The sequence below is a fragment of the Colwellia sp. BRX8-5 genome (assembly GCF_014077325.1).
GTDB lineage: Bacteria > Pseudomonadota > Gammaproteobacteria > Enterobacterales > Alteromonadaceae > Colwellia_A.
The window spans coordinates 46,972-67,232 of the sequence record NZ_JACGVR010000022.1; the positions used below are offsets into that span (position 1 = coordinate 46,972).

Below are 20,261 nucleotides of genomic sequence, written 5' to 3' on the forward strand. Positions count from 1 at the left end.
AAAGACGTTTACTAAGGCCCCATCTAGGGGCTTTATTTTGCTAACTATTTAATAAGTTTAAGCCATTGGTTGTTTAAATAGTTTTTTGCCTTCGGTTAATAAATGTTGAACCGCTGGATGTTTGACTTTACGTTCGGGTGAGATCAAGTAGTAATGTTCGGTTATATCATTGGTTTTTCCGATAATGCTCACGTTAAACTGTTCCATAACGTGATCTTCAATAATTGTTGGGGCACAAAAAACACCATAACCCGCCTGACCAAAATACTTAGTTAATATCGAATCATCAAACTCTCCAATAATTAATGGCGAGATACTCAATTGATTAAACCAAGAAAGTACACTTAAACGTTGATTTGTACCTTCACCAGCAATGAAAAATGATTGTCCATCGAGTGAGTAAGGAAAGTTAGCCTGTAATTTATCAGCCAAATTATGGTGAGCAAAAAAGCTAAAACCACTTTTTCCGATAGCATGGCTATATGCCTTTAACGGGGAAGTCGTAGGCAGGGGAGTATCAGTTAATATCGCGTCTAATTTATTTATCGCCAACTCTCCAAGTAATACCTCTAAACTCGTTTCCTTACAGATTAATTTTATCGAACTATCCATGGTATAAATTTGCTTTAGGAAATGAAAAGAAAATACTTTTGCTATCACATCTGTAACACCTATTGAAAAGCGGGAAGCAAAATCTGCTGAGTGATTTTTAAGTGAATAAAGTAATTCGTCTCCTAAACTAAAGATTTCTTCGCTATAACTATATGTCAAGCGTCCCATTTCGTTCAGCACTAAACGTTTCCCTTTTCGTTCAAATAACAGGTAGCCTAATTGATCTTCAAAAGTACTGAGTTGGGCACTCAACGTTTGCGGAGTTATATGAATAATTTTTGATGCTTGGGCAATACTGCCATGTTTTACTATCGCATTAAAATACTGTAGGTGGTGATAGTTTAGTTTGGCCATAATGTTCTCTTAATGATTTACCTATAGCTATTAAAAATAATAATCCTTAGATTTTTTGTCAACTTTTTTCTAATAAAGAAGTAACAACAAACAGCTTTTATTGTTTTACTTTCGGGTTGTAAAATATCTAGAAAGATAAAACTGCTTAGGTTAGGATGGTTAAGCACTAAAGTTGGCTATTATTGTAGTTTTTGCCATTACTTGCAGAATATTAATACGAGTGGTTATCTGGAAAATTAATTGAATTAAGGGATTTTAACAATGAAGTTCACTAAAAATTTTATAGCTAAATTTATTTTCGTTGGTTTTTTATTAGCAAGTGGCTCAGTATTTGCCGACTTTAAGTCTGATATTATTAAATCGTGTAAAGCATACCAACAGGGTATAGACCGTAGTGAAATTAATCCATGCAAACTTTATATCGATGGGTTTATCGATTCATCTTTGCTTTCAGAAAGTGCGGTAGTAAAACCAGAGGCGTTAATTGATAATCCTCGAGCGCCAGTCAGTGATTTTGTCAAAAGAGCCTACAATACTCGTGTTACAGCGAGGTCATCATTGACAGAGAAAGGCGGTGAACATGAGTTTTGCATTCCTCTTGAAGAAGACCGAAGGAAAGTGGTCTCTAAAGTAGCCAAGTCGATGAAAATAGATGACTTACAGACGAAATCTTTGAAAGAGGTATTATTTGAAGCGTTAGTTTCAGAATTTCCATGTTGATCATCAAGGCAGATAAATCGCTGTCTAGCGGCATGTAGAGCACTTCGCTACTTTAGTGTTTCACTTATCGATAATCACGTTATAACGTCTTATTTACTGTTGTTTAGTGCCGATAGAGCTATGTCGTTAACTTGGCATTTTTATTGTTGCCAACAAACTTGAATTATTGCTCAATAACCCGTAATGCTTAAAGGGCTGTTATATTAGCAGTTAGCTAATATTTAGTGAGTTGTGTAATTAAAAGTATGACAACTCTGCTTACCTTTTTCCTTCGCTTGGTACATAGCCGAATCAGCTTGTTGCATCAGTAATTCCGGTGAGCTAGTTTTATCTTTATTCCATGCCATTCCAACACTTGCGTGGCAATATAAAGATAACTTATCAATAATATAGGGTTCGTTCATTTTAGCTAAAATACGCTCGGTTACCTCATTAATTTCACTAATACAAACAACGTCTTTTAATATAATGGCAAATTCATCACCCCCTAAACGTGCAACGTGCTCTTTAGTTTCTAAATGATCAAGCTGACATACGGCATCTGCTTCTCGAATACAAGATTGCAACCTAGTACTGGCTTCTTTTAAAACACCATCGCCAATACAATGACCGTAAGTATCATTGACCGCTTTAAAGTCATCTAAATCTAAGTACAGTAAGACAACAAGGGTATCTGATATTTTAGCCTCTGTTAGAGCTAGCGATAATAACTCATTAAAATATCTTCTATTAGCAATACCGGTTAATTGGTCTTCTCGGGCCTCTTTTACCAAGCCCATTTGTTGTTTATAAACTAAATGAGCAATACAAGTAATAAAAAGTATATTAATGGCTAACGCGATTGACAGCCTCAGCACCGTCTGAATTTCGACAGTATTTAACGAAGCTAGTAGTGAGCAGGCTGATACAATGATGGCTGTAATAACAGCAACTTTATATGGGAAGCTATAAAAAAAAGCGGTTACCAAAGGAAAGACAAATATTATGCCGCGCATACCTAAAAAATAACAAGTAACAACAATAACTAAGGTGGTCATTAAAGTTAATGTTTTTAACAGCAACGTAGAGAAATTATTTTTATAGACGCAATAAAGAGAAATTGACAGTAAGCAAGAGGAGGTTAAAAGTAGATAGCCGAGTAGTTCTATTTCATTTATAACATGATAAAGACCATAAACTAATATAATAAAGAGTGCGGCACAATGCAGAAGTACTATTATACGTTTAGACAAGCCAGTTCTTAAATGAAAGTGCAAATGTAGACCTAGGGACTTAAAAATAATAGCTTAATCTTAGTACACAATATTAATATTTTGTAGCCGGCTTAACTTTATCCGTGGTTATGGTGACAAAACTCACTGTCCTTTTAATTTGGTATATGACTGTACCTGAGCATAACTTATTCTGCTAATTGTTTAATTAAGGTCTCTCAGCAGCTAATTTTTTACGGCTTTTGCACCTATTATGCTTCAAATAGCTTAACAAGTCTTAACTCCTCTTAGTTAAAAATAATGGTATGTTTTGCCAGTTAATGACGACTAGGTTGAAGAGGGGAAACCAACCTTATCTTTTATAGCCAGCTATAAAAAACCCTGTTATAGGTCATCATTTACGGGGTTAAATGATCCAAGAGTAGTTTAGTTAACTCGGTGTTTTTATCCATCTTAGCTAACTTAAGCTCTGGCTGAATAACCGGTAGCGCTTATTTGTATTGTTTAGTCTGCACCAGTAACTCAGCATAACTGTCATAAGTATTAGCAGAGTTAGCGTAAAGTTCGGTATTTAGCTTCATAATAGCGATGGCATTATTTAATTGAGCATTGCGTGCAAAGCTGTAACCTAATTTGTTTAACGCATCTTCACTGATAATTAACGTTTGACCCTTTCATTCAATTTATCTTCTTATCTGATTATATTTTATTTTTACGATTAACTTCGTACTCGTTTAAATTTATAGCCTAAACGAGTCAATCACGCAAGAATCTAGAATAGAGTAACGAAAGCCTAATATTGGTAAGCTACTTAGTGATGCGCCAAAAAGCTATGCTGGCGACAACTAGCAAGATCATCGGATAAAAAGCACTTGATACCACTTCAATAGGTGATATTTTCAAGGTTGCTCCTAGCAGTAAAGCTTGCGCACCATAAGGCAGTAAACCTTGGTTAATACAAGCGTAAATATCTAATAAGCTTGCCGAGTGTGCTGGGCTGACTTGTCCATCTTCTGCTAACTCTTTCGCTGTTTCACCAGTAACAATAATTGATACGGTATTATTTGCGGTAAAAAAGTTACAAGTAAATGCTAACGAAGCGATACCTAAACCGGCGGCACGTTTTTTATTGTTGGGGTTGAGCTTTCGCGCAAAGTGCTCAATTGCATGGGTTAGCGCGGCTAAGCCTCCTTGGCGTTTGATCAGTTCGCTTAAACCACCAATAAACAGCGAAAGAATGAAAATGTCTTGCATACTAGCAAAGCCAGCATTGATATCACTGACCCATGCCGATAATTGATAGCCATTGTCGTACATGCCTATTGCAGCCGCGAGGATAATACCAACAATTAATACGACAAACACATTAAGACCCATTAACGCTAACGTTAGTATGACCAAATAGGGTAATAAGCCAAGTACGTTAATATCTTGGGTTTGTTCATGCGGAATACTAATTCCCATTGAAGCATAAATAATGATACATAAAATTGCCGCAGGTACGGCAAATTTAAAATTGACTTTAAATTTATCTTTCATGTGCGCACCCTGACTGCGCGTCGATGCTATGGTGGTGTCAGATATTATTGATAAATTATCGCCAAAAATAGCGCCTGAAATAATACAGCCAGCAACAATTGAAGCGTCTAAATCGGCAGACTCTATAAAGCCTAATGCCACCGGCGCAATCGCAGCGATGGTGCCCATTGAAGTACCCATGGCGGTAGCAATAAAAGCCGCAACTAAAAATAAGCCTGGCAGTAATAAGTAATCAGGGAAAAAAGATAAACCTAGCTGAACGCTCGCATCAACACTCCCGGTTGTTTTGGCAACTGTTGCAAAAGCACCGGCGAGTAGATAAATAACACACATAGTAATAATGTTTGCATGGCCAGCTCCAGAAATAAATTGGCTTACTTGATCATTAATACTGTCTTTACCTAAATATATAGCCACTAAGATGGCTGGAATAATAGCGATGCTGGCGGGGAGTTGATAAAAAGCAAACTCAACGCCTTGTAGGGTAAGGACAATACCGGTGCCCAGAAATAAACCAAGAAAAACCCCAAAAGGTAACAGGCTAAGTAAACGCTTCTCTGGAGAAGAAATAACGATATCTTTATTCATAAAATTTATCTTTAACATTAAGTTAACGCTAGTCTATCGTAAACTAAATCGATAGCAAAATAATAACGAAAGCATAGCCATAACCGGAAATTATATAAAATAACCAAATGTCTTAAGTTCAAGCTACAGACCAGTAGCTGTTTATGTTATCCTATCGCGAATTTTTATCTAATTGCCATTTTTACACAATAACTGTGTCGGCGAAAACATAAGGAATATCATGTCAGAGAATACATTTGAAACAATTGAGCAACGTGTAAGTTACGGCGTAGGTCGTCAATTAGGTGATCAATTACGTAATAACCCTTTTAAAGAGTTTGACGTATCTGCTGTACAAGCAGGTTTGGCCGATGCTATTGCTAATTCAGCAAGCCAAGTATCAGACGAAGATTTAAATGCCGCGTTTTCTGTTGTTTCTAAAAAAATGCAAGAGTTAGAGCAAGCCGCAGCTAAAGAAATGTCAGCTGAAGGCGAAAAATTCTTAGCTGAAAATGCTAAGCGTGATGAAGTAACTGTTACTGAATCTGGCCTTCAATATGAAGTTTTAGCAACAGGCGATGGCGAGAAGCCAACAGCAGCAAGCACAGTTCGTACTCATTATCATGGTACTTTCATCAATGGCGACATTTTTGATAGTTCTGTAGATCGCGGTCAACCTGCTGAATTCCCAATTGGTGGTGTTATCCCAGGTTGGACTGAAGCATTACAGTTGATGACCGAAGGTTCTAAGTGGCGTTTATACGTTCCTTACCATTTGGCATACGGTGAGCAAGGCTCACAAGGTGCTATACCACCTTATTCAACGTTAGTATTTGACGTTGAATTATTAGCAATTGTTAGCTAATTAGTTTTTAAAGCCCTCCGTTGAGGGCTTTTTTATGCCTGTATGTCGTGATGCCATAGATGGCAAAGAACGACGAATACGCTAAAATAATAAAATATAAACCCATAGTGATTAACCATAACAAAGCAATCAAGTAGGGATGTATGTTAGAGCAAGCATTGATCAAATTATTTAAAGATTATATTACTGCCTTTGAACATTGTGATTTAGAGGCAGCCCGCGCTTGTTATCATTTACCTTGTACATTACATACCCCAGATAAAATTGCTTATTTAGTGAATAGTGAAAGTTTCAATCAAGAGTTTAAAGATATCTTTACTGTTTTAACGCATGCAAAAACCCGAAAGATAATACCAATTACAGCAAGTTATAATTATGCAGATAATTCGTCTATCGATATATGTGTTGATTGGGCTTTCTTTGATGACAAAGATCAAGTTTTTGCTGATTTTTCCGCATTTTTCCATGTAGTTAAGATAGATGAGCAGTTTAAAATAATGAGTGTGGTTTCACACGACTTATCCAATAGTATTGAATTAGCATTGCCATTAGCGTTAGTACGCTAAAGTAATCTAGTAGATAAAATAATTTTATAGAGATTAAAATGAAAGTAAAAGTAGCCATTTTAGGATGCAGCGGCCGTATGGGCCGTAACTTAATTCAAGCAGCCGTAGAGCATAAGTCTATTGAACTTGTTGGTGGTACGGTTCGAGCGTCTTCATCGTTTGTTAATTTTGACTTAGGCGAACTCGCCGGTATTGGTGCTATTGGCCAAAAAACAGCAACTAACTTAAACGACTTACTCGATGCTGATGTTTTTATTGACTTTACGGCTATTCAAACCACTTTAGACAACCTAAAATGGTGTCAACAACATCATAAAGCTCTCGTTATTGGTACCACGGGCTTCAGTGACGAGCAAGTGAGTATTATTGAAAAAGCAGGCGAACTTATGCCGGTGATTTTAGCGCCAAATACTAGTGTCGGTGTTAATTTAATGTTTAAACTACTAGAAGTTACCGCAAAAGCAATTGGTGACTATACTGATATAGAAATATTTGAAGCACACCATAGATTTAAGAAAGATGCTCCATCAGGTACAGCAGTAAAAATGGGGCAAGTTATAGCAGACACTTTAGGTAGAGACTTAAATAAAGTGGCTGTTTATGGTCGCGAAGGTATCACAGGAGAACGTGATAAAGAAACCATAGGTTTTGCGACAGTAAGAGCTGGAGATATCGTTGGAGAGCACACCGCTTTTTTTGCTGATATTGGTGAACGGTTAGAAATCACCCATCGCGCAAGTTCAAGAATGACTTTCGCATTAGGTGCTATGAGAGCCGCATTCTGGTTAAGTGAAGCAGATAATGGCTTTTATGATATGCAAGATGTTTTAGGCTTGAAGTAATTTATTTTTAGAGAAAACAGTTACTTTTGGCTGTTTTAACTGAATATTCAATTAAACGCTTAGTTTTTACAATTATCGCTAGACGAACATGTGATACAAGCGTAAAATAAGTGGATTTTGTCAAAAATTTAGTGGTTCTGTTAGTAATAACGAAATTTTTGGCATTTTTTATGGGTGTTTCATTAGGAAACAGCCGACACGTAATTTGTACTTAATGATGTTTTTTAGTTGCATCGTTAAGCTTCTTTCTTCTTTACGGAGGTTAAATTGACTAAATCTGCCATTTTAGTGCTTGAAGACGGCACTGTATTTAAAGGCACCGCTATTGGTGCAGACGGAGCGGCTGTTGGTGAAGTAGTATTCAATACTTCAATGACCGGTTACCAAGAAATTCTTACCGACCCATCATATGCAGAGCAAATTATTACCCTAACTTACCCGCATATTGGTAATACAGGTACCAACAGTGAAGATGAAGAATCAAACACTATTTGGGCAAAAGGTTTAGTTATTCGTGACTTACCGCTATTAGCGAGTAATTTTCGAAATGAACAGAATTTAAGCGACTACCTAAAGGCACGTAATGTTTTAGGTATTGCTGATATTGATACGCGTAAACTAACACGTATTCTTCGGGAGAAAGGTGCTCAAAACGGTTGTATCATGACCCTAGACACAATGTCTGAGGCTGCAGAAACAGACGCTTTAGCTCAAGCAAAAGCATTTCCAGGTCTTAAAGGCATGGATTTAGCCAAAGTTGTTTCAACCAAAGAACAATATCAATGGACAGAAGGTAGCTGGGAATTAGGAAAAGGTCACATTACCCCTGAAAACTCGAAGTTTCATGTAGTTGCTTACGATTTTGGTGCCAAACGCAATATTTTGCGCATGTTAGTCGACCGTGGTTGTAAGGTAACAGTAGTGCCAGCACAAACACCAGCCGCTGATGTTTTAGCAATGAATCCAGATGGCATATTCTTATCAAATGGCCCAGGCGATCCAGAGCCTTGTGATTATGCGATTTCTGCTATTCAATCATTTTTAGAAACACAAACGCCAATCTTTGGTATTTGTTTAGGTCATCAACTTCTTGGCTTAGCCAGTGGAGCGGGTACCATTAAAATGAAATTTGGTCATCACGGTGGCAATCACCCCGTGAAAGACTTTGAACGTAATGTCGTGATGATAACTGCGCAGAACCATGGTTTTGCGATTGATGAAAATAAAATGCCCGCGAATTTGAAAGTAACGCATGTGTCATTATTTGACCAATCAATTCAAGGTGTACATCGCACCGATAAGCCTGCATTTAGTTTTCAAGGTCATCCTGAAGCAAGTCCTGGTCCTGCAGATGCGGCACCATTATTTGATCATTTTATCGATTTAATGAACGAAGCCAAAGCTTAGCCCTTAAACAAGATATAGAGAGAACTGAAAAATGCCAAAACGTACCGATTTAAAAAGTATCTTGATCTTAGGCGCTGGCCCAATTGTTATTGGTCAAGCATGTGAATTCGATTATTCAGGCGCACAAGCCTGTAAAGCACTTCGTGAAGAAGGCTACCGAGTTATTTTAGTTAACTCAAACCCTGCAACTATCATGACAGACCCTGAAATGGCCGATGCAACTTACATTGAGCCTATTCACTGGGAAGTTGTGCGCAAGATCATTGAAAAAGAACGTCCTTGTGCGGTTTTACCGACTATGGGTGGGCAAACCGCTTTAAACTGTGCTTTAGAACTTGAAGCAAAAGGCGTATTAAAAGAATTTAATGTTGAAATGATCGGCGCAACAGCTGATGCGATTGATAAAGCTGAAGATCGTTCTCGTTTCGATAAAGCTATGAAAGCAATCGGCTTAGATACGCCAAATGCTGAAATTGTTCATACGATTGAAGAAGCGCACGCCGCTAGTAAAATCTTAGGCTTTCCTTGTATCATTCGACCTTCATTTACTATGGGGGGGACCGGTGGTGGTATCGCTTATAACCGCGAAGAGTTCCATGAAATTTGTACTCGTGGATTAGATCTCTCGCCAACCTCTGAATTATTGATTGATGAATCATTAATTGGTTGGAAAGAGTATGAGATGGAAGTGGTTCGCGACAAAAATGATAACTGTATTATTATTTGTTCGATTGAAAACTTTGACCCTATGGGTATTCATACCGGTGATTCTATTACGGTTGCTCCAGCACAGACGTTAACTGATAAAGAATACCAAATCATGCGTAATGCATCGATTGCGGTTTTACGTGAAATTGGCGTAGAAACAGGCGGATCTAACGTACAGTTTGGTATTTGTCCTAACACTGGCCGCATGGTTATTATCGAGATGAACCCACGTGTTTCACGTTCATCAGCACTTGCTTCAAAAGCAACAGGTTTCCCAATAGCTAAGATTGCTGCAAAATTAGCGGTCGGTTATACGCTTGACGAATTAACTAACGATATTACCGGCGGCGCAACTCCAGCGTCATTTGAACCGACTATTGATTATGTTGTTACTAAGATTCCACGTTTTAATTTTGAAAAATTTGCTGGCTGTGAAGACCGTCTAACCACGCAAATGAAATCTGTTGGCGAAGTAATGGCCATTGGCCGTAACCAACAAGAATCATTACAAAAAGCGTTACGTGGCTTAGAAGTTGGCGTAAATGGTTTTGACTCTATGGTTGATGTTACTCAGCCGGGCGCTAAAACTAAAATTATGCACGAACTTCAAGAAGCTGGCGCTGACCGTATTTGGTATATCGCTGATGCGTTTCGCTTAGGTTTATCAGTTGATGATATTTATCGCTTAACTATGGTCGACCGTTGGTTCCTTATTCAAATCGAAGATATCGTTTTAGAAGAAGCTAAAGTTGCTGCCGGCGGTTTAAAAATATTAACCGCCGACTATTTACGTAAACTTAAACGTAAAGGTTTTGCTGATTCTCGCCTTGCCGATTTAATTGGTATAGCCGAAGCTGAAGTGCGTAAAAAACGTCATAAAGCTAATATTTTCCCGGTATACAAACGTGTTGATACCTGTGCGGCTGAATTTAGTTCAGATACAGCTTACATGTATTCAACCTACGATGAAGAGTGTGAAGCAAACCCAACCGATAAAGAATCAATTATGATCTTAGGTGGCGGCCCAAACCGTATCGGTCAAGGTATTGAATTTGATTACTGTTGTGTACATGCGGCATTAGCATTACGCGAAGACGGTTATGAAACTATCATGGTCAATTGTAACCCTGAAACTGTTTCAACCGATTACGACACATCAGACCGTTTATATTTTGAATCTATCACTTTTGAAGATGTTCTTGAAATTGTTCGTATCGAAAAACCTAAAGGCGTTATTGTGCAATACGGTGGTCAAACACCGCTTAAATTAGCGCGTGCTTTAGAAGCAGCCGGAGTGCCTATTATTGGTACCTCTCCTGATGCAATCGATAGAGCAGAAGATAGAGAACGTTTTCAACAAGCCGTTGAACGCTTAGGTTTATTACAACCAGAAAATGCGACGGTGACTTCATTAGAAGAAGCAATGGCTAAAGCTGAAGGTATTGGCTTTCCGTTAGTTGTTCGTCCATCTTATGTTTTAGGTGGTCGTGCGATGGAAATTGTTTATGACCTAGATGATTTACGTCGATACATGACAGAAGCTGTTAGTGTTTCAAATGATTCACCAGTCTTGCTTGACCATTTTCTTGATGATGCGATTGAAGTCGATATCGACGTTGTTTGTGATGGTACTGACGTTGTTGTTGGCGGTATTATGCAACACATTGAACAAGCGGGTGTTCACTCAGGTGACTCAGCATGTTCATTGCCAGCTTATAGCTTAAGCCAAGAAGTCCAAGATGTTATGCGCAAGCAGGTTACCGACTTAGCATTTGAGTTAGGCGTTATTGGCTTAATGAACACACAAATGGCGGTTAAAGATAACGAAGTTTACATTATTGAAGTAAACCCTCGTGCTGCACGTACCATACCGTTTGTTTCTAAAGCGACATCTGTGCCACTAGCTAAAATTGGCGCACGTGTCATGGCTGGCAAGTCACTAAGAGAACAAGGGATAACGAAAGAAATTATTCCTCCATACTTTTCAGTGAAAGAAGTGGTTATTCCGTTTAACAAGTTTCATGGTAGTGATCCTTTGGTTGGTCCTGAAATGCGCTCTACGGGTGAAGTGATGGGCGTTGGCAAGACATTTGAAGAAGCATACGCAAAAGCTTGTTTAGGTGCCGGTGTATCTGTGCCTAAATCAGGTCGTGCGTTAATCTCTGTTCGTAACAGTGATAAAGTACGTGTGGTTGATTTAGCGAAACAGTTGGTCGCTTTAGGTTATGACGTCGATGCTACTCATGGCACAGCGATTATCCTAGGTGAAGCTAATATTCCATGTCGCTTAGTTAATAAGGTACAAGAAGGTCGTCCGCATATTCTTGATAGAATCAAAAATGGTGAATATAGCTATATTATTAACACCACAGAAGGTCGTAAAGCGATTGAAGATTCTAAAGTCTTGCGTGGAGGAGCATTGCGCTATAAAGTGGCATACACGACTACTTTGAACGCAGCATTTGCAACATGCCAATCTCATGCAGCTGATGATAGAAATACGGTAACATCAATACAAGAATTGCATAAGCAATGTAATTAATATTGAAGTATGTAAGGCATTTATTTATTATGAGATAAATGCTTTATAAAAAATTGTTATATAAGGGTGGTTATACTTTTTAAGTAAGCCACCTTTATCATTTAAAAAGAAGAGAGAAATGACAAAATATCCAATGACACTTCTTGGTGCTGAACAGCTGAAAGAAGAGCTTAGAGTTTTAAAAACAGAAAAACGCCCACGTATTGTTAAAGATATCGCTGTTGCCCGTGAACATGGTGATTTAAAAGAAAATGCAGAATACCATGCGGCTAAAGAAGAGCAGGGCTTTTGTGAAGGCCGAATTCAAGATATTGAAGGTCGACTGTGTAATGCTCAAGTTATCGATATCACTAAGATACCCAATCATGGCAAAGTGCTTTTTGGTACAACAGTTACCTTATTAAACATTGAAACCGAAGTTGAAGTCACTTATAAAATTGTTGGCGATGATGAAGCAGACTTTAAAACCGGTCGTATTTCATTAAACTCACCGATTGCCCGTGGTTTAATTGGTAAAGAAGTTGATTCTGAAGTTGAAATCACCATACCTGGTGGCGTTGTTGAATATGAGATTGTTTCAGTCGAATATATTTAATATACAGCTAGAGTAAACCCAGTTACAAGAGACCAAGCCCATTATGAAAATAATGGGCTTTTTTATGTTAAGCCCTGTTATTTTAGTACTTAAATCACGAGATCTTAAGGTTGTCATACTGAATTTATTTCAGTATCTAAGTGACGAGATCCTGAAACGAGTTCAGGATGACGGAGTTTTTGTTATCTACAAAAAAGCAATACTTCAGTATTAAGGTGAGAGAGCTCAGGTTTAGAGTAATATTTATGTCAGTATCTAAGTAACGAGATCTTAAAGTCGTCATGCTGAACTGGTTTCAGTATCTCTGTGACTAGATCCTAAGTTCGTCATGCTGAATTTATTTCAGTATCTAAGTGACTAGATCCTGAAACGAGTTCAGGATGACGGAGTTTTTGTTGTTTACAAAAAAGCAGTACCTCAATGTTAAGGTGAGAGAGCTCAGGTTTAGAATAATATTTATGTCTCTATCTAAGTAACAAGATCTTAATGTCGTCATGCTGAATTTATTTCAGTATCTAAGTGACGAGATCCTGAAACCAGTTCAGGATGACGGAGCTTTTGTTGTTTACAAAAAAGCAGTACCTCAATGTTAAGGTGAGAGAGCTCAGGTTTAGAATAATATTTATGTCTCTATCTAAGTAACTAGATCCTAATGTCGTCATACTGAATTTATTTCAGTATCTAAGTGACCAGATCCTGAAACGAGTTCAGGATGACGGAGTTTTTGTTGTCTACAAAAAGCAGTACTTCAGTATTAAGGTGAGAGAGTTCAGGTTTAGAATAATATTTATGTCAGTATCTAAGTAACGAGATCTTAAAGTCGTCATGCTGAACTGGTTTCAGTATCTCTGTGACTAGATCCTAAGTTCGTCATGCTGAATTTATTTCAGTATCTAAATGACCAGATCCTGAAACCAGTTCAGGATGACGGAGTTTTTGTTATCTACAACAAAGCATGAATAATTCCAATCGTGTCAATAACAAAGAAAGATGATGTTTATAAAACGATTACTATTAATTGTTATCAACTTTTCGTAGTATTTAATGAATGAAGAATATAGGTTTTATGAGCTGATTTATCGTGGAGATAATATGAAAAAAGTAGCATTTGTTGGTTTAGGCGTTATGGGCTATCCAATGGCCGGACATTTACAAAAGGCAGGCTTTGATGTTTGCGTTTATAACCGTACGACTGCGAAGGCAGAACAATGGGTGCAAGAGTTTGGTGGCTGTTTAGCTCAAAGTCCAAGAGAAGCCGCCCAAGGTTGCGAGATCGTCTTTTCCTGTGTTGGTAATGACAATGATGTTAGACAAGTTGTTTTGGGGGATGACGGTATATTCGCTGGCTTAGCTGTTGGCGCTATTTTGGTCGATCACACTACCGCTTCAGCAGAGCTGGCAAGAGATCTTGATGCACTAGCAAAATTGCAAAAAAAGCACTTTATTGATGCACCCGTATCCGGTGGCCAAGCAGGCGCAGAGAATGGTGTATTAACGGTTATGGCCGGTGGTGACTTGACTATTTTTGAACAGGTAAAGCCAGTCATGGATGCTTATGCCCGCTTTAGTCAATTAATGGGGCAGGTAGGCTCGGGTCAGTTAGCTAAGATGGTTAATCAAATATGTTTTGTAAACACCGTACAAGGCTTAGCAGAGGGCCTTAACTTTGCCCAGAAGGCAGGTCTTGATACTGATAAGCTAATAGAGACCATTTCTAAAGGTGCAGCAGGTTCATGGCAAATGGATAATCGTGGTAAAACGATGTGTGCCCGAGAATTTGATTTTGGTTTTGCCGTCGATTGGGTGAGAAAAGATTTAGCTATGGCGTTCAGTGAAGCAGAAAAGATCGGCGCTGACTTAACCATTACTAAACAATTAGACGGTTATTATGAAGAGGTACAGAACAAAGGCGGTAGCCGTTGGGATACATCTAGCTTGATCGCTCGTCTAGATGATTAACAAGTTAACTTGCTAGCCGTCTGACAATTAAGATAGCCAAAAAATGTATTAGTATAATTAACGTCTTAAATTTAGCGTAAAAAATAGCCTGCATATAACTGCAGGCTTATCTTATGTGGCTCCTTAGCTCTTTCTTTGACTCTTTCTTTAGCTATGGACTTGAACCAGGGAGAAACGCTGACTTTATTTAAGCACAGTCCGTTGCTCTACCAACTGAGCTATTGAGCTTTCTCAGATTATTAAATTTAGTGTAAAAAAAAGCCTGCAAATATTTGCAGGCTTATCTTATGTGGCTCCTCAACCTGGACTTGAACCAGGGACAAACGGATTAACAGTCCGTTGCTCTACCAACTGAGCTATTGAGGAATTGTTCTTTATGTAGTTGCCTTTAATAATGAAAAGCGACTATTTTTATTCACTACTATCAATTAATTGAAGTAGTCATTCAAATAAAAAAAAGCCTGCAAATAATTGCAGGCTTATCTTATGTGGCTCCTCAACCTGGACTTGAACCAGGGACAAACGGATTAACAGTCCGTTGCTCTACCAACTGAGCTATTGAGGAATTGTTCTTTTCTAAAGCCGCTTTAAAATTCAAAGCCACTCATCTTAATTTGGCTCCTCAACCTGGACTTGAACCAGGGACAAACGGATTAACAGTCCGTTGCTCTACCAACTGAGCTATTGAGGAATTGTTTTGTTTGCCAAGGGTCTTGGCTAACGGGGCGAGATATTAAATGTCCGTGGCGGAACTGTCAACACAAAATGTAGAAATAAATCATTATTTTGTTTGTTTGCTTATTTTGTCGACACTCAGTCTGCTTTATCTTCAAGTTCAGTGCTTTTTTTACACTTGGGCTATATAAGTTACTATTACACAAAGTTATCCACTGAATCTGTGGATAACTTTGTGAGTTAAAGTGTAAAAAAGCGTAACTTGGGTGAAGAATGCACGTTACAGCTAAATGGCTATATAAAGATGATTTGTCTTTTTATATTTATAACAGTGACTTAGCTAGTTTTGTTGTCTACTTTACTATCTTAGTGTGATTTTTGTTCAACGTCAGTTTTTATACCCATTTGCAGTGAGTTATACAAAAGTAAAGATATTTCAACGTTATTATTTATTTCTTTTTAACATTAAATTTATATAAAAAATTAAAATGAAGTTGAAATAAAATATATACATAGCGAGTCTTATCACTATCTTTTACAATACTTTGCTATTCTCCTGCAAAGACAAGCAAAAGCTACCTTTAAATGACCGAAATAAATAAAAAGAAAAAAATCAATTTACTCGAAGACCCTGTTGCAGAAACCATTAAACGTATGACTATACCTATGATATACGGTATGGTTTTGTTAATGACTTTTAACTTGGTTGATACTTTTTTCGTTGGTTTACTCGGTACACAACCTCTCGCAGCAATCAGCTTTACCTTTCCTATTACCTTTACCGTGATCAGTTTAACCATAGGTTTGGGTATTGGCACATCAGCTGTTATTGCCAAAGCCTTAGGTAAAGGTAATGATGATTCTGCAAAAAACTCAGGCACAGCAGCGATATATTTAGCGGCAATAATTGTCGGTATTATATCTTGTGTTGGTTATTATTTTATTGATGAAACCTTTTTATTACTGGGAGCGAGTGAAAGTTTATTACCGCTTATTCATCAATACATGGATATCTGGTTTATTGGCAGTATTTGTTTAATTGGACCTATGATAGGTAACGCTATTTTAAGAGCATCCGGTGATACCAAAACGCCAAGCATAATTATGGGCAGTGCCGGTTTAATTAATGCGATATTAGATCCTATTTTTATTTTTGGATTAGGTCCTATACCGGCCATGGGAATACAAGGTGCGGCTATTGCGACGCTAATCTCTTGGGTTTTTGGACTCTTATTGGTTTTATATATTGTTGGTATCAAGCGACAATTAATTCACACTACGCTGTTACCTTTGAAAACATTTATTGCGTCGAGTCGAGGTATTTTACATATCGGTTTACCAGCAGCGGGGGCTAATATGCTTACGCCAATAGCCGCTGCTATTTTAACCGCTATTGTAGCAAATTATGGTGAGTCGGCTGTTGCAGCCTTTGGTGTTGGCTCTCGTATTGAATCTATAGCTTGTTTAGTTGTGCTGGCTATGTCGATGACTTTACCTCCTTTTATTAGCCAAAATTTTGGTGCTGGTAATATGCATAGGGTTGAGACAAGCTATAAAGCATCAACAAAGTTTATCATGGTATTACAATTACTTATTTATTTTCTACTGGTGTTAATTGCGCCATTTATCGCCGATGTTTTCTCTAAAGAACAAGCGGTAGCAGATATTATTGTACTTTTTATTTGGATACTTCCCTTAGGTTATGGTTTTCAAGGCGTCATTATTTTAACTAATTCTTCTTTTAATGCACTTCATAAGCCGTTAGTCGCATTAGTGCTTAGCGCTATCCGACTTTTTGTTTGTTATGTGCCTTTAGCCTATTTAGGCAGTGTTTATTATGGTCTTGAAGGATTTTTCATTGGTGGAGTCTTTGGCAATTTTATTATGGCGATAATTTCATACCGTTTATTTGATAAACAATTTCCGCATGAACTTACCCAAGCAAAGGATGTTTCTTAATGAAATCAATGGATTTAAAGTCAGATTACACCCCTAATGGTGACCAACCAGCAGCGATTAAACAGTTAGTTGATGGTATTGGAGATGGCTTAGCGCATCAAACGCTATTAGGTGTTACTGGCTCAGGAAAAACCTTTACTATTGCCAATGTTGTTGCAACCTTAAATCGTCCAACAATGATGATTGCCCCCAATAAAACCCTTGCTGCACAACTTTATAGTGAGATGAAAGAGTTCTTTCCAAATAATGCGGTCGAATACTTTGTTTCTTATTATGATTATTATCAACCAGAAGCTTACGTGCCAACAACAGATACTTTTATAGAGAAGGACGCCTCTGTAAACGAACATATCGAACAAATGCGCTTGTCGGCTACTAAGGCCTTGCTAGAGCGTAGAGATGTTATCATTATCGCTTCAGTGTCTGCTATTTATGGTTTGGGTGACCCCGACTCGTATTTAAAGATGATGCTACACATTAGTGTTGGCGATATTATCAACCAGCGCGATATTTTACGACGCTTAGCTGAATTACAGTACAAGCGTAACGATGTCGCTTTCCAACGGGCAACTTATCGGGTGCGCGGTGATGTTATTGACATATTTCCTGCTGAATCAGATCGTTTGGCATTACGTGTTGAATTGTTCGACGAAGAAATAGAACGTTTGTCGATGTTCGATCCGCTGACTGGACAAGTTGACCGCACGCTAGATCGAGTAACCGTATACCCTAAAACACATTACGCGACCCCAAGAGATAAAATTTTATCAGCAATAGATAAAATTAAAATCGAGTTAAAAGAGCGAGCAACTTTTTTAAAGGATAATAACCGCTTAATTGAAGAGCAACGCATCGTGCAACGTACTCAATTCGATATTGAAATGATGACAGAGCTGGGTTATTGCTCGGGTATTGAAAATTATTCTCGTTACTTATCAGGGCGTGGGGAAGGGGAAGCACCACCGACTTTATTTGATTATTTACCTGACGATGGTTTATTAATTATTGATGAATCGCATGTAACCGTGCCGCAAATAGGTGCTATGTATAAAGGCGATCGTTCTCGTAAAGAAAACCTAGTGAACTATGGCTTTCGTTTGCCATCTGCATTGGATAACCGTCCAATGAAGTTTGATGAGTTTGAAGCGTTAGCGCCACAAACTATTTATGTTTCAGCGACACCGAGTAATTACGAGATTGAAAAGTCAGGTAATGAAATTGCTCAGCAATTAGTTCGTCCAACAGGATTACTTGATCCTATCATCGAAGTTCGTCCAGTCGAAACACAAGTAGATGACTTATTATCAGAAATTCGAAAACGTGTCGTGATACAAGAGCGTGTTTTAGCGACCACGCTAACCAAGCGAATGGCAGAAGATCTTACTGATTACTTAGATGAACATAATGTAAAAGCCCGTTATTTACATTCTGACATTGATACCGTCGAGCGTGTTGAAATTATTCGTGACTTTCGTTTAGGTAAGTTTGATGTGCTCGTTGGTATTAACTTATTACGTGAAGGTTTAGATATGCCAGAAGTCTCCTTAGTGGCGATTTTAGATGCAGATAAAGAGGGGTTTTTACGCTCAGAGCGTTCACTTATTCAAACGATTGGACGTGCTGCCCGTAATATTAATGGTCGAGCTATTTTATATGCGGCGAAGATCACTGGCTCTATGAAAAAAGCGATTGATGAAACTGAACGAAGACGTGAGATGCAACATCAATACAACCTTGATAATAACATTACGCCCCGGGGAGTCATTAGCAAAATTAGTGATGCACTTCATAATGGTACGGTATCTTCAAGTAACACCTTATTAAATGTAGCTGAGCAAGCTTCAGATTATAAAATATTATCAATTAAAGATATTGATAAAAAAATTAAGCAGCTTGAAAGTGAAATGCTTAACCATGCTCAAAATCTAGAGTTTGAACAAGCTGCTAATTTACGTGATGAAGTGGCAAAATTAAGAGAACAGCAGCTATCTCGTTAAATAGATTTGTCATCACTTAAGCTCAAACATCATATATTGGCTGATGATGTTTGAGACGGACTCACAATTGCAATATGGCAAGTGGCTAATGTCATTGATTATTTTATCTTGAATATCTAAAGGAAACAGCATTAGCTGTTCAAGATAAAGATGTGCTTGAACTTCGTTATTATTATTAACGAAGTCCACCAGTCGACTTGCATGATTCTTCCAAATAACACTCATATACATTACCTCTGAAACTTAAATAACTTTATGCTCCTTTATTCATAAGCCAATCTAACGGTGATTAATGGTATGAGACGATGATCTTACCCCATTAAGCTCAGTTTAAGTTTAGAGTATCTCAGCGGAAGGGTTATATGTTTTAGGAATTAAAACCCTTTGTTTGCAACCTTGTTTTATAAGTAAGAGGTACTTTAGTGCTAACTATGTGATGTTTGATGATATTTAAAATTTTATGATCGCTGTAGACATCTCTATTAAGGTCAATTTAAATTTCCCTTAGGCGTTTTTATCTCAATAAACGACCCTTTACCGCTTTGTAAAGGGTGTTTTACTCTATCGTAGACAATAAAAAACCAGTCTAGTGACTGGTTTTTTTAATTTTACCTAGTGGTAAATATATACGCTATATAGGCCTATGGTTTAGTTGGACCTGCACCACTACGACTTACTGCGTTAGATACTCTTGCCATTTTACCCGATGAAGCATGCTTGACACGATCTTCACTAGCAATGAAGTCCGTAGGAACTTCATTCATGGTGGTAATTGATTCTGTTTTAGTCATTGGCGCAGATGATTTACCTGGCTTACTACCTTTACTAGAAACTTTCCCGGCTTTTGAGCTCACTTTAGGGCTTGGTTTTCTTGAAATAACGCGCTTTGGCTTTTCAACCGCAGTTTCAACTTCTTGCTCTGCAACTTGAGGTTCATCAAAAGGTAAATCTTGTTGAACTTCTGCTTTGCTTGTTTCAACAGTCGTCGTTTCAACCACTGTTGTCTCAACCGTCGTTGTTGCTACAACAGTTGTTTCAACTGCTGGCTTTTCAGCTACCGGTGTATCAACCGTGGTCGTTTCAACGATCGTTGTTTCAACTAACGGTGTGGTAACAACCGTGGTTTCAACAACAGGTGCTTCA

The 20,261-nt window shown here is 38.0% G+C and carries 13 protein-coding genes, 3 tRNA genes and 1 pseudogene; 10 read left to right on the forward strand and 7 right to left on the reverse strand.

The annotated features are described in order from the left end of the window. Positions 1-57: 57 nt before the first annotated feature. Entirely contained in the window at positions 58-966 is a 909-nt protein-coding gene (gene nhaR, locus H4J62_RS14055; RefSeq protein ID WP_182216294.1) for a transcriptional activator NhaR, read from the reverse strand. A gap of 261 nt (positions 967-1,227) precedes the next feature. Here nhaR and H4J62_RS14060 point away from each other — a divergent pair, with 261 nt between their 5' ends. Further along, complete coding sequence (locus H4J62_RS14060; protein WP_182216292.1) at positions 1,228-1,686, forward strand: Rap1a/Tai family immunity protein; 459 nt, start codon at positions 1,228-1,230, stop codon at positions 1,684-1,686. 221 nt (positions 1,687-1,907) lie between these two features. Here H4J62_RS14060 and H4J62_RS14065 read toward each other — a convergent pair whose 3' ends face one another. After that, complete coding sequence (locus H4J62_RS14065) at positions 1,908-2,918, reverse strand: GGDEF domain-containing protein (RefSeq protein ID WP_182216290.1); 1,011 nt, start codon at positions 2,916-2,918, stop codon at positions 1,908-1,910. Positions 2,919-3,704: 786 nt separating this feature from the next. After that, the gene (locus H4J62_RS14070; RefSeq protein ID WP_182216288.1) at positions 3,705-5,024 is read right to left on the reverse strand and encodes a Na+/H+ antiporter NhaC family protein; all 1,320 of its coding nucleotides are present in this window, start codon (positions 5,022-5,024) and stop codon (positions 3,705-3,707) included. 220 nt (positions 5,025-5,244) lie between these two features. Between H4J62_RS14070 and H4J62_RS14075 the strand changes: the two genes are divergently transcribed. The 7 genes from H4J62_RS14075 to H4J62_RS14105 all read left to right on the forward strand — a co-directional run bounded on the left by H4J62_RS14075 (position 5,245) and on the right by H4J62_RS14105 (position 14,487). Then, positions 5,245-5,868, forward strand: a complete 624-nt coding sequence (locus H4J62_RS14075; RefSeq protein ID WP_182216286.1) for an FKBP-type peptidyl-prolyl cis-trans isomerase — start codon at positions 5,245-5,247, stop codon at positions 5,866-5,868. Between the two features lie 143 nt (positions 5,869-6,011). Next, a complete protein-coding gene (locus H4J62_RS14080) occupies positions 6,012-6,434 on the forward strand; it encodes a hypothetical protein (RefSeq protein WP_182216284.1) in 423 nt (140 codons plus the stop codon). A gap of 38 nt (positions 6,435-6,472) precedes the next feature. Beyond that, positions 6,473-7,276, forward strand: a complete 804-nt coding sequence (dapB, locus tag H4J62_RS14085) for a 4-hydroxy-tetrahydrodipicolinate reductase (protein WP_182216282.1) — start codon at positions 6,473-6,475, stop codon at positions 7,274-7,276. A 267-nt stretch (positions 7,277-7,543) separates the two neighbouring features. Continuing rightward, positions 7,544-8,683, forward strand: a complete 1,140-nt coding sequence (gene carA / locus H4J62_RS14090; protein WP_070376486.1) for a glutamine-hydrolyzing carbamoyl-phosphate synthase small subunit — start codon at positions 7,544-7,546, stop codon at positions 8,681-8,683. 31 nt (positions 8,684-8,714) lie between these two features. Further along, complete coding sequence (gene carB / locus H4J62_RS14095) at positions 8,715-11,933, forward strand: carbamoyl-phosphate synthase large subunit (protein ID WP_070376487.1); 3,219 nt, start codon at positions 8,715-8,717, stop codon at positions 11,931-11,933. A gap of 118 nt (positions 11,934-12,051) precedes the next feature. Further along, positions 12,052-12,528, forward strand: a complete 477-nt coding sequence (gene greA, locus H4J62_RS14100; protein ID WP_070376488.1) for a transcription elongation factor GreA — start codon at positions 12,052-12,054, stop codon at positions 12,526-12,528. 1,092 nt (positions 12,529-13,620) lie between these two features. After that, complete coding sequence (locus H4J62_RS14105; protein ID WP_182216280.1) at positions 13,621-14,487, forward strand: NAD(P)-dependent oxidoreductase; 867 nt, start codon at positions 13,621-13,623, stop codon at positions 14,485-14,487. A gap of 290 nt (positions 14,488-14,777) precedes the next feature. Here H4J62_RS14105 and H4J62_RS14110 read toward each other — a convergent pair. The 3 genes from H4J62_RS14110 to H4J62_RS14120 form a co-directional block, all read right to left on the reverse strand. After that, positions 14,778-14,853, reverse strand: a tRNA-Asn gene (locus H4J62_RS14110). Positions 14,854-14,976: 123 nt separating this feature from the next. After that, positions 14,977-15,052 (reverse strand) — tRNA-Asn (locus H4J62_RS14115). Positions 15,053-15,102: 50 nt separating this feature from the next. Next, positions 15,103-15,178: transfer RNA gene (locus H4J62_RS14120), tRNA-Asn, on the reverse strand. A gap of 569 nt (positions 15,179-15,747) precedes the next feature. Here H4J62_RS14120 and H4J62_RS14125 point away from each other — a divergent pair. Together H4J62_RS14125 and uvrB are read left to right on the forward strand one after the other, a co-directional pair. Then, the gene (locus H4J62_RS14125) at positions 15,748-17,121 is read left to right on the forward strand and encodes an MATE family efflux transporter (RefSeq protein WP_182216278.1); all 1,374 of its coding nucleotides are present in this window, start codon (positions 15,748-15,750) and stop codon (positions 17,119-17,121) included. Beyond that, on the forward strand, positions 17,121-19,118 hold the full coding sequence (uvrB, locus tag H4J62_RS14130) for an excinuclease ABC subunit UvrB (RefSeq protein ID WP_182175759.1): 1,998 nt from the start codon (positions 17,121-17,123) through the stop codon (positions 19,116-19,118). Before H4J62_RS14125 ends, uvrB begins: the two co-directional genes overlap by 1 nt. Before the next feature lie 641 nt (positions 19,119-19,759). On the opposite strand, the pseudogene H4J62_RS14135 reads toward uvrB, so the two are convergent. Next, positions 19,760-20,261, reverse strand: a pseudogene (locus tag H4J62_RS14135) (hypothetical protein); the annotation flags it as partial.

What these genes read in the sequence shown, in the direction of transcription:
- nhaR (WP_182216294.1), bottom strand. Translation starts at nt 966, where the DNA reads ATGGCCAAACTAAACTATCACCACCTACAGTATTTTAATGCGATAGTA.
- H4J62_RS14060 (WP_182216292.1), top strand. Translation starts at nt 1,228, where the DNA reads ATGAAGTTCACTAAAAATTTTATAGCTAAATTTATTTTCGTTGGTTTT.
- H4J62_RS14070 (WP_182216288.1), bottom strand. Translation starts at nt 5,024, where the DNA reads ATGAATAAAGATATCGTTATTTCTTCTCCAGAGAAGCGTTTACTTAGC.
- H4J62_RS14075 (WP_182216286.1), top strand. Translation starts at nt 5,245, where the DNA reads ATGTCAGAGAATACATTTGAAACAATTGAGCAACGTGTAAGTTACGGC.
- H4J62_RS14080 (WP_182216284.1), top strand. Translation starts at nt 6,012, where the DNA reads ATGTTAGAGCAAGCATTGATCAAATTATTTAAAGATTATATTACTGCC.
- dapB (WP_182216282.1), top strand. Translation starts at nt 6,473, where the DNA reads ATGAAAGTAAAAGTAGCCATTTTAGGATGCAGCGGCCGTATGGGCCGT.
- carB (WP_070376487.1), top strand. Translation starts at nt 8,715, where the DNA reads ATGCCAAAACGTACCGATTTAAAAAGTATCTTGATCTTAGGCGCTGGC.
- greA (WP_070376488.1), top strand. Translation starts at nt 12,052, where the DNA reads ATGACAAAATATCCAATGACACTTCTTGGTGCTGAACAGCTGAAAGAA.
- H4J62_RS14105 (WP_182216280.1), top strand. Translation starts at nt 13,621, where the DNA reads ATGAAAAAAGTAGCATTTGTTGGTTTAGGCGTTATGGGCTATCCAATG.
- H4J62_RS14125 (WP_182216278.1), top strand. Translation starts at nt 15,748, where the DNA reads ATGACCGAAATAAATAAAAAGAAAAAAATCAATTTACTCGAAGACCCT.
- uvrB (WP_182175759.1), top strand. Translation starts at nt 17,121, where the DNA reads ATGAAATCAATGGATTTAAAGTCAGATTACACCCCTAATGGTGACCAA.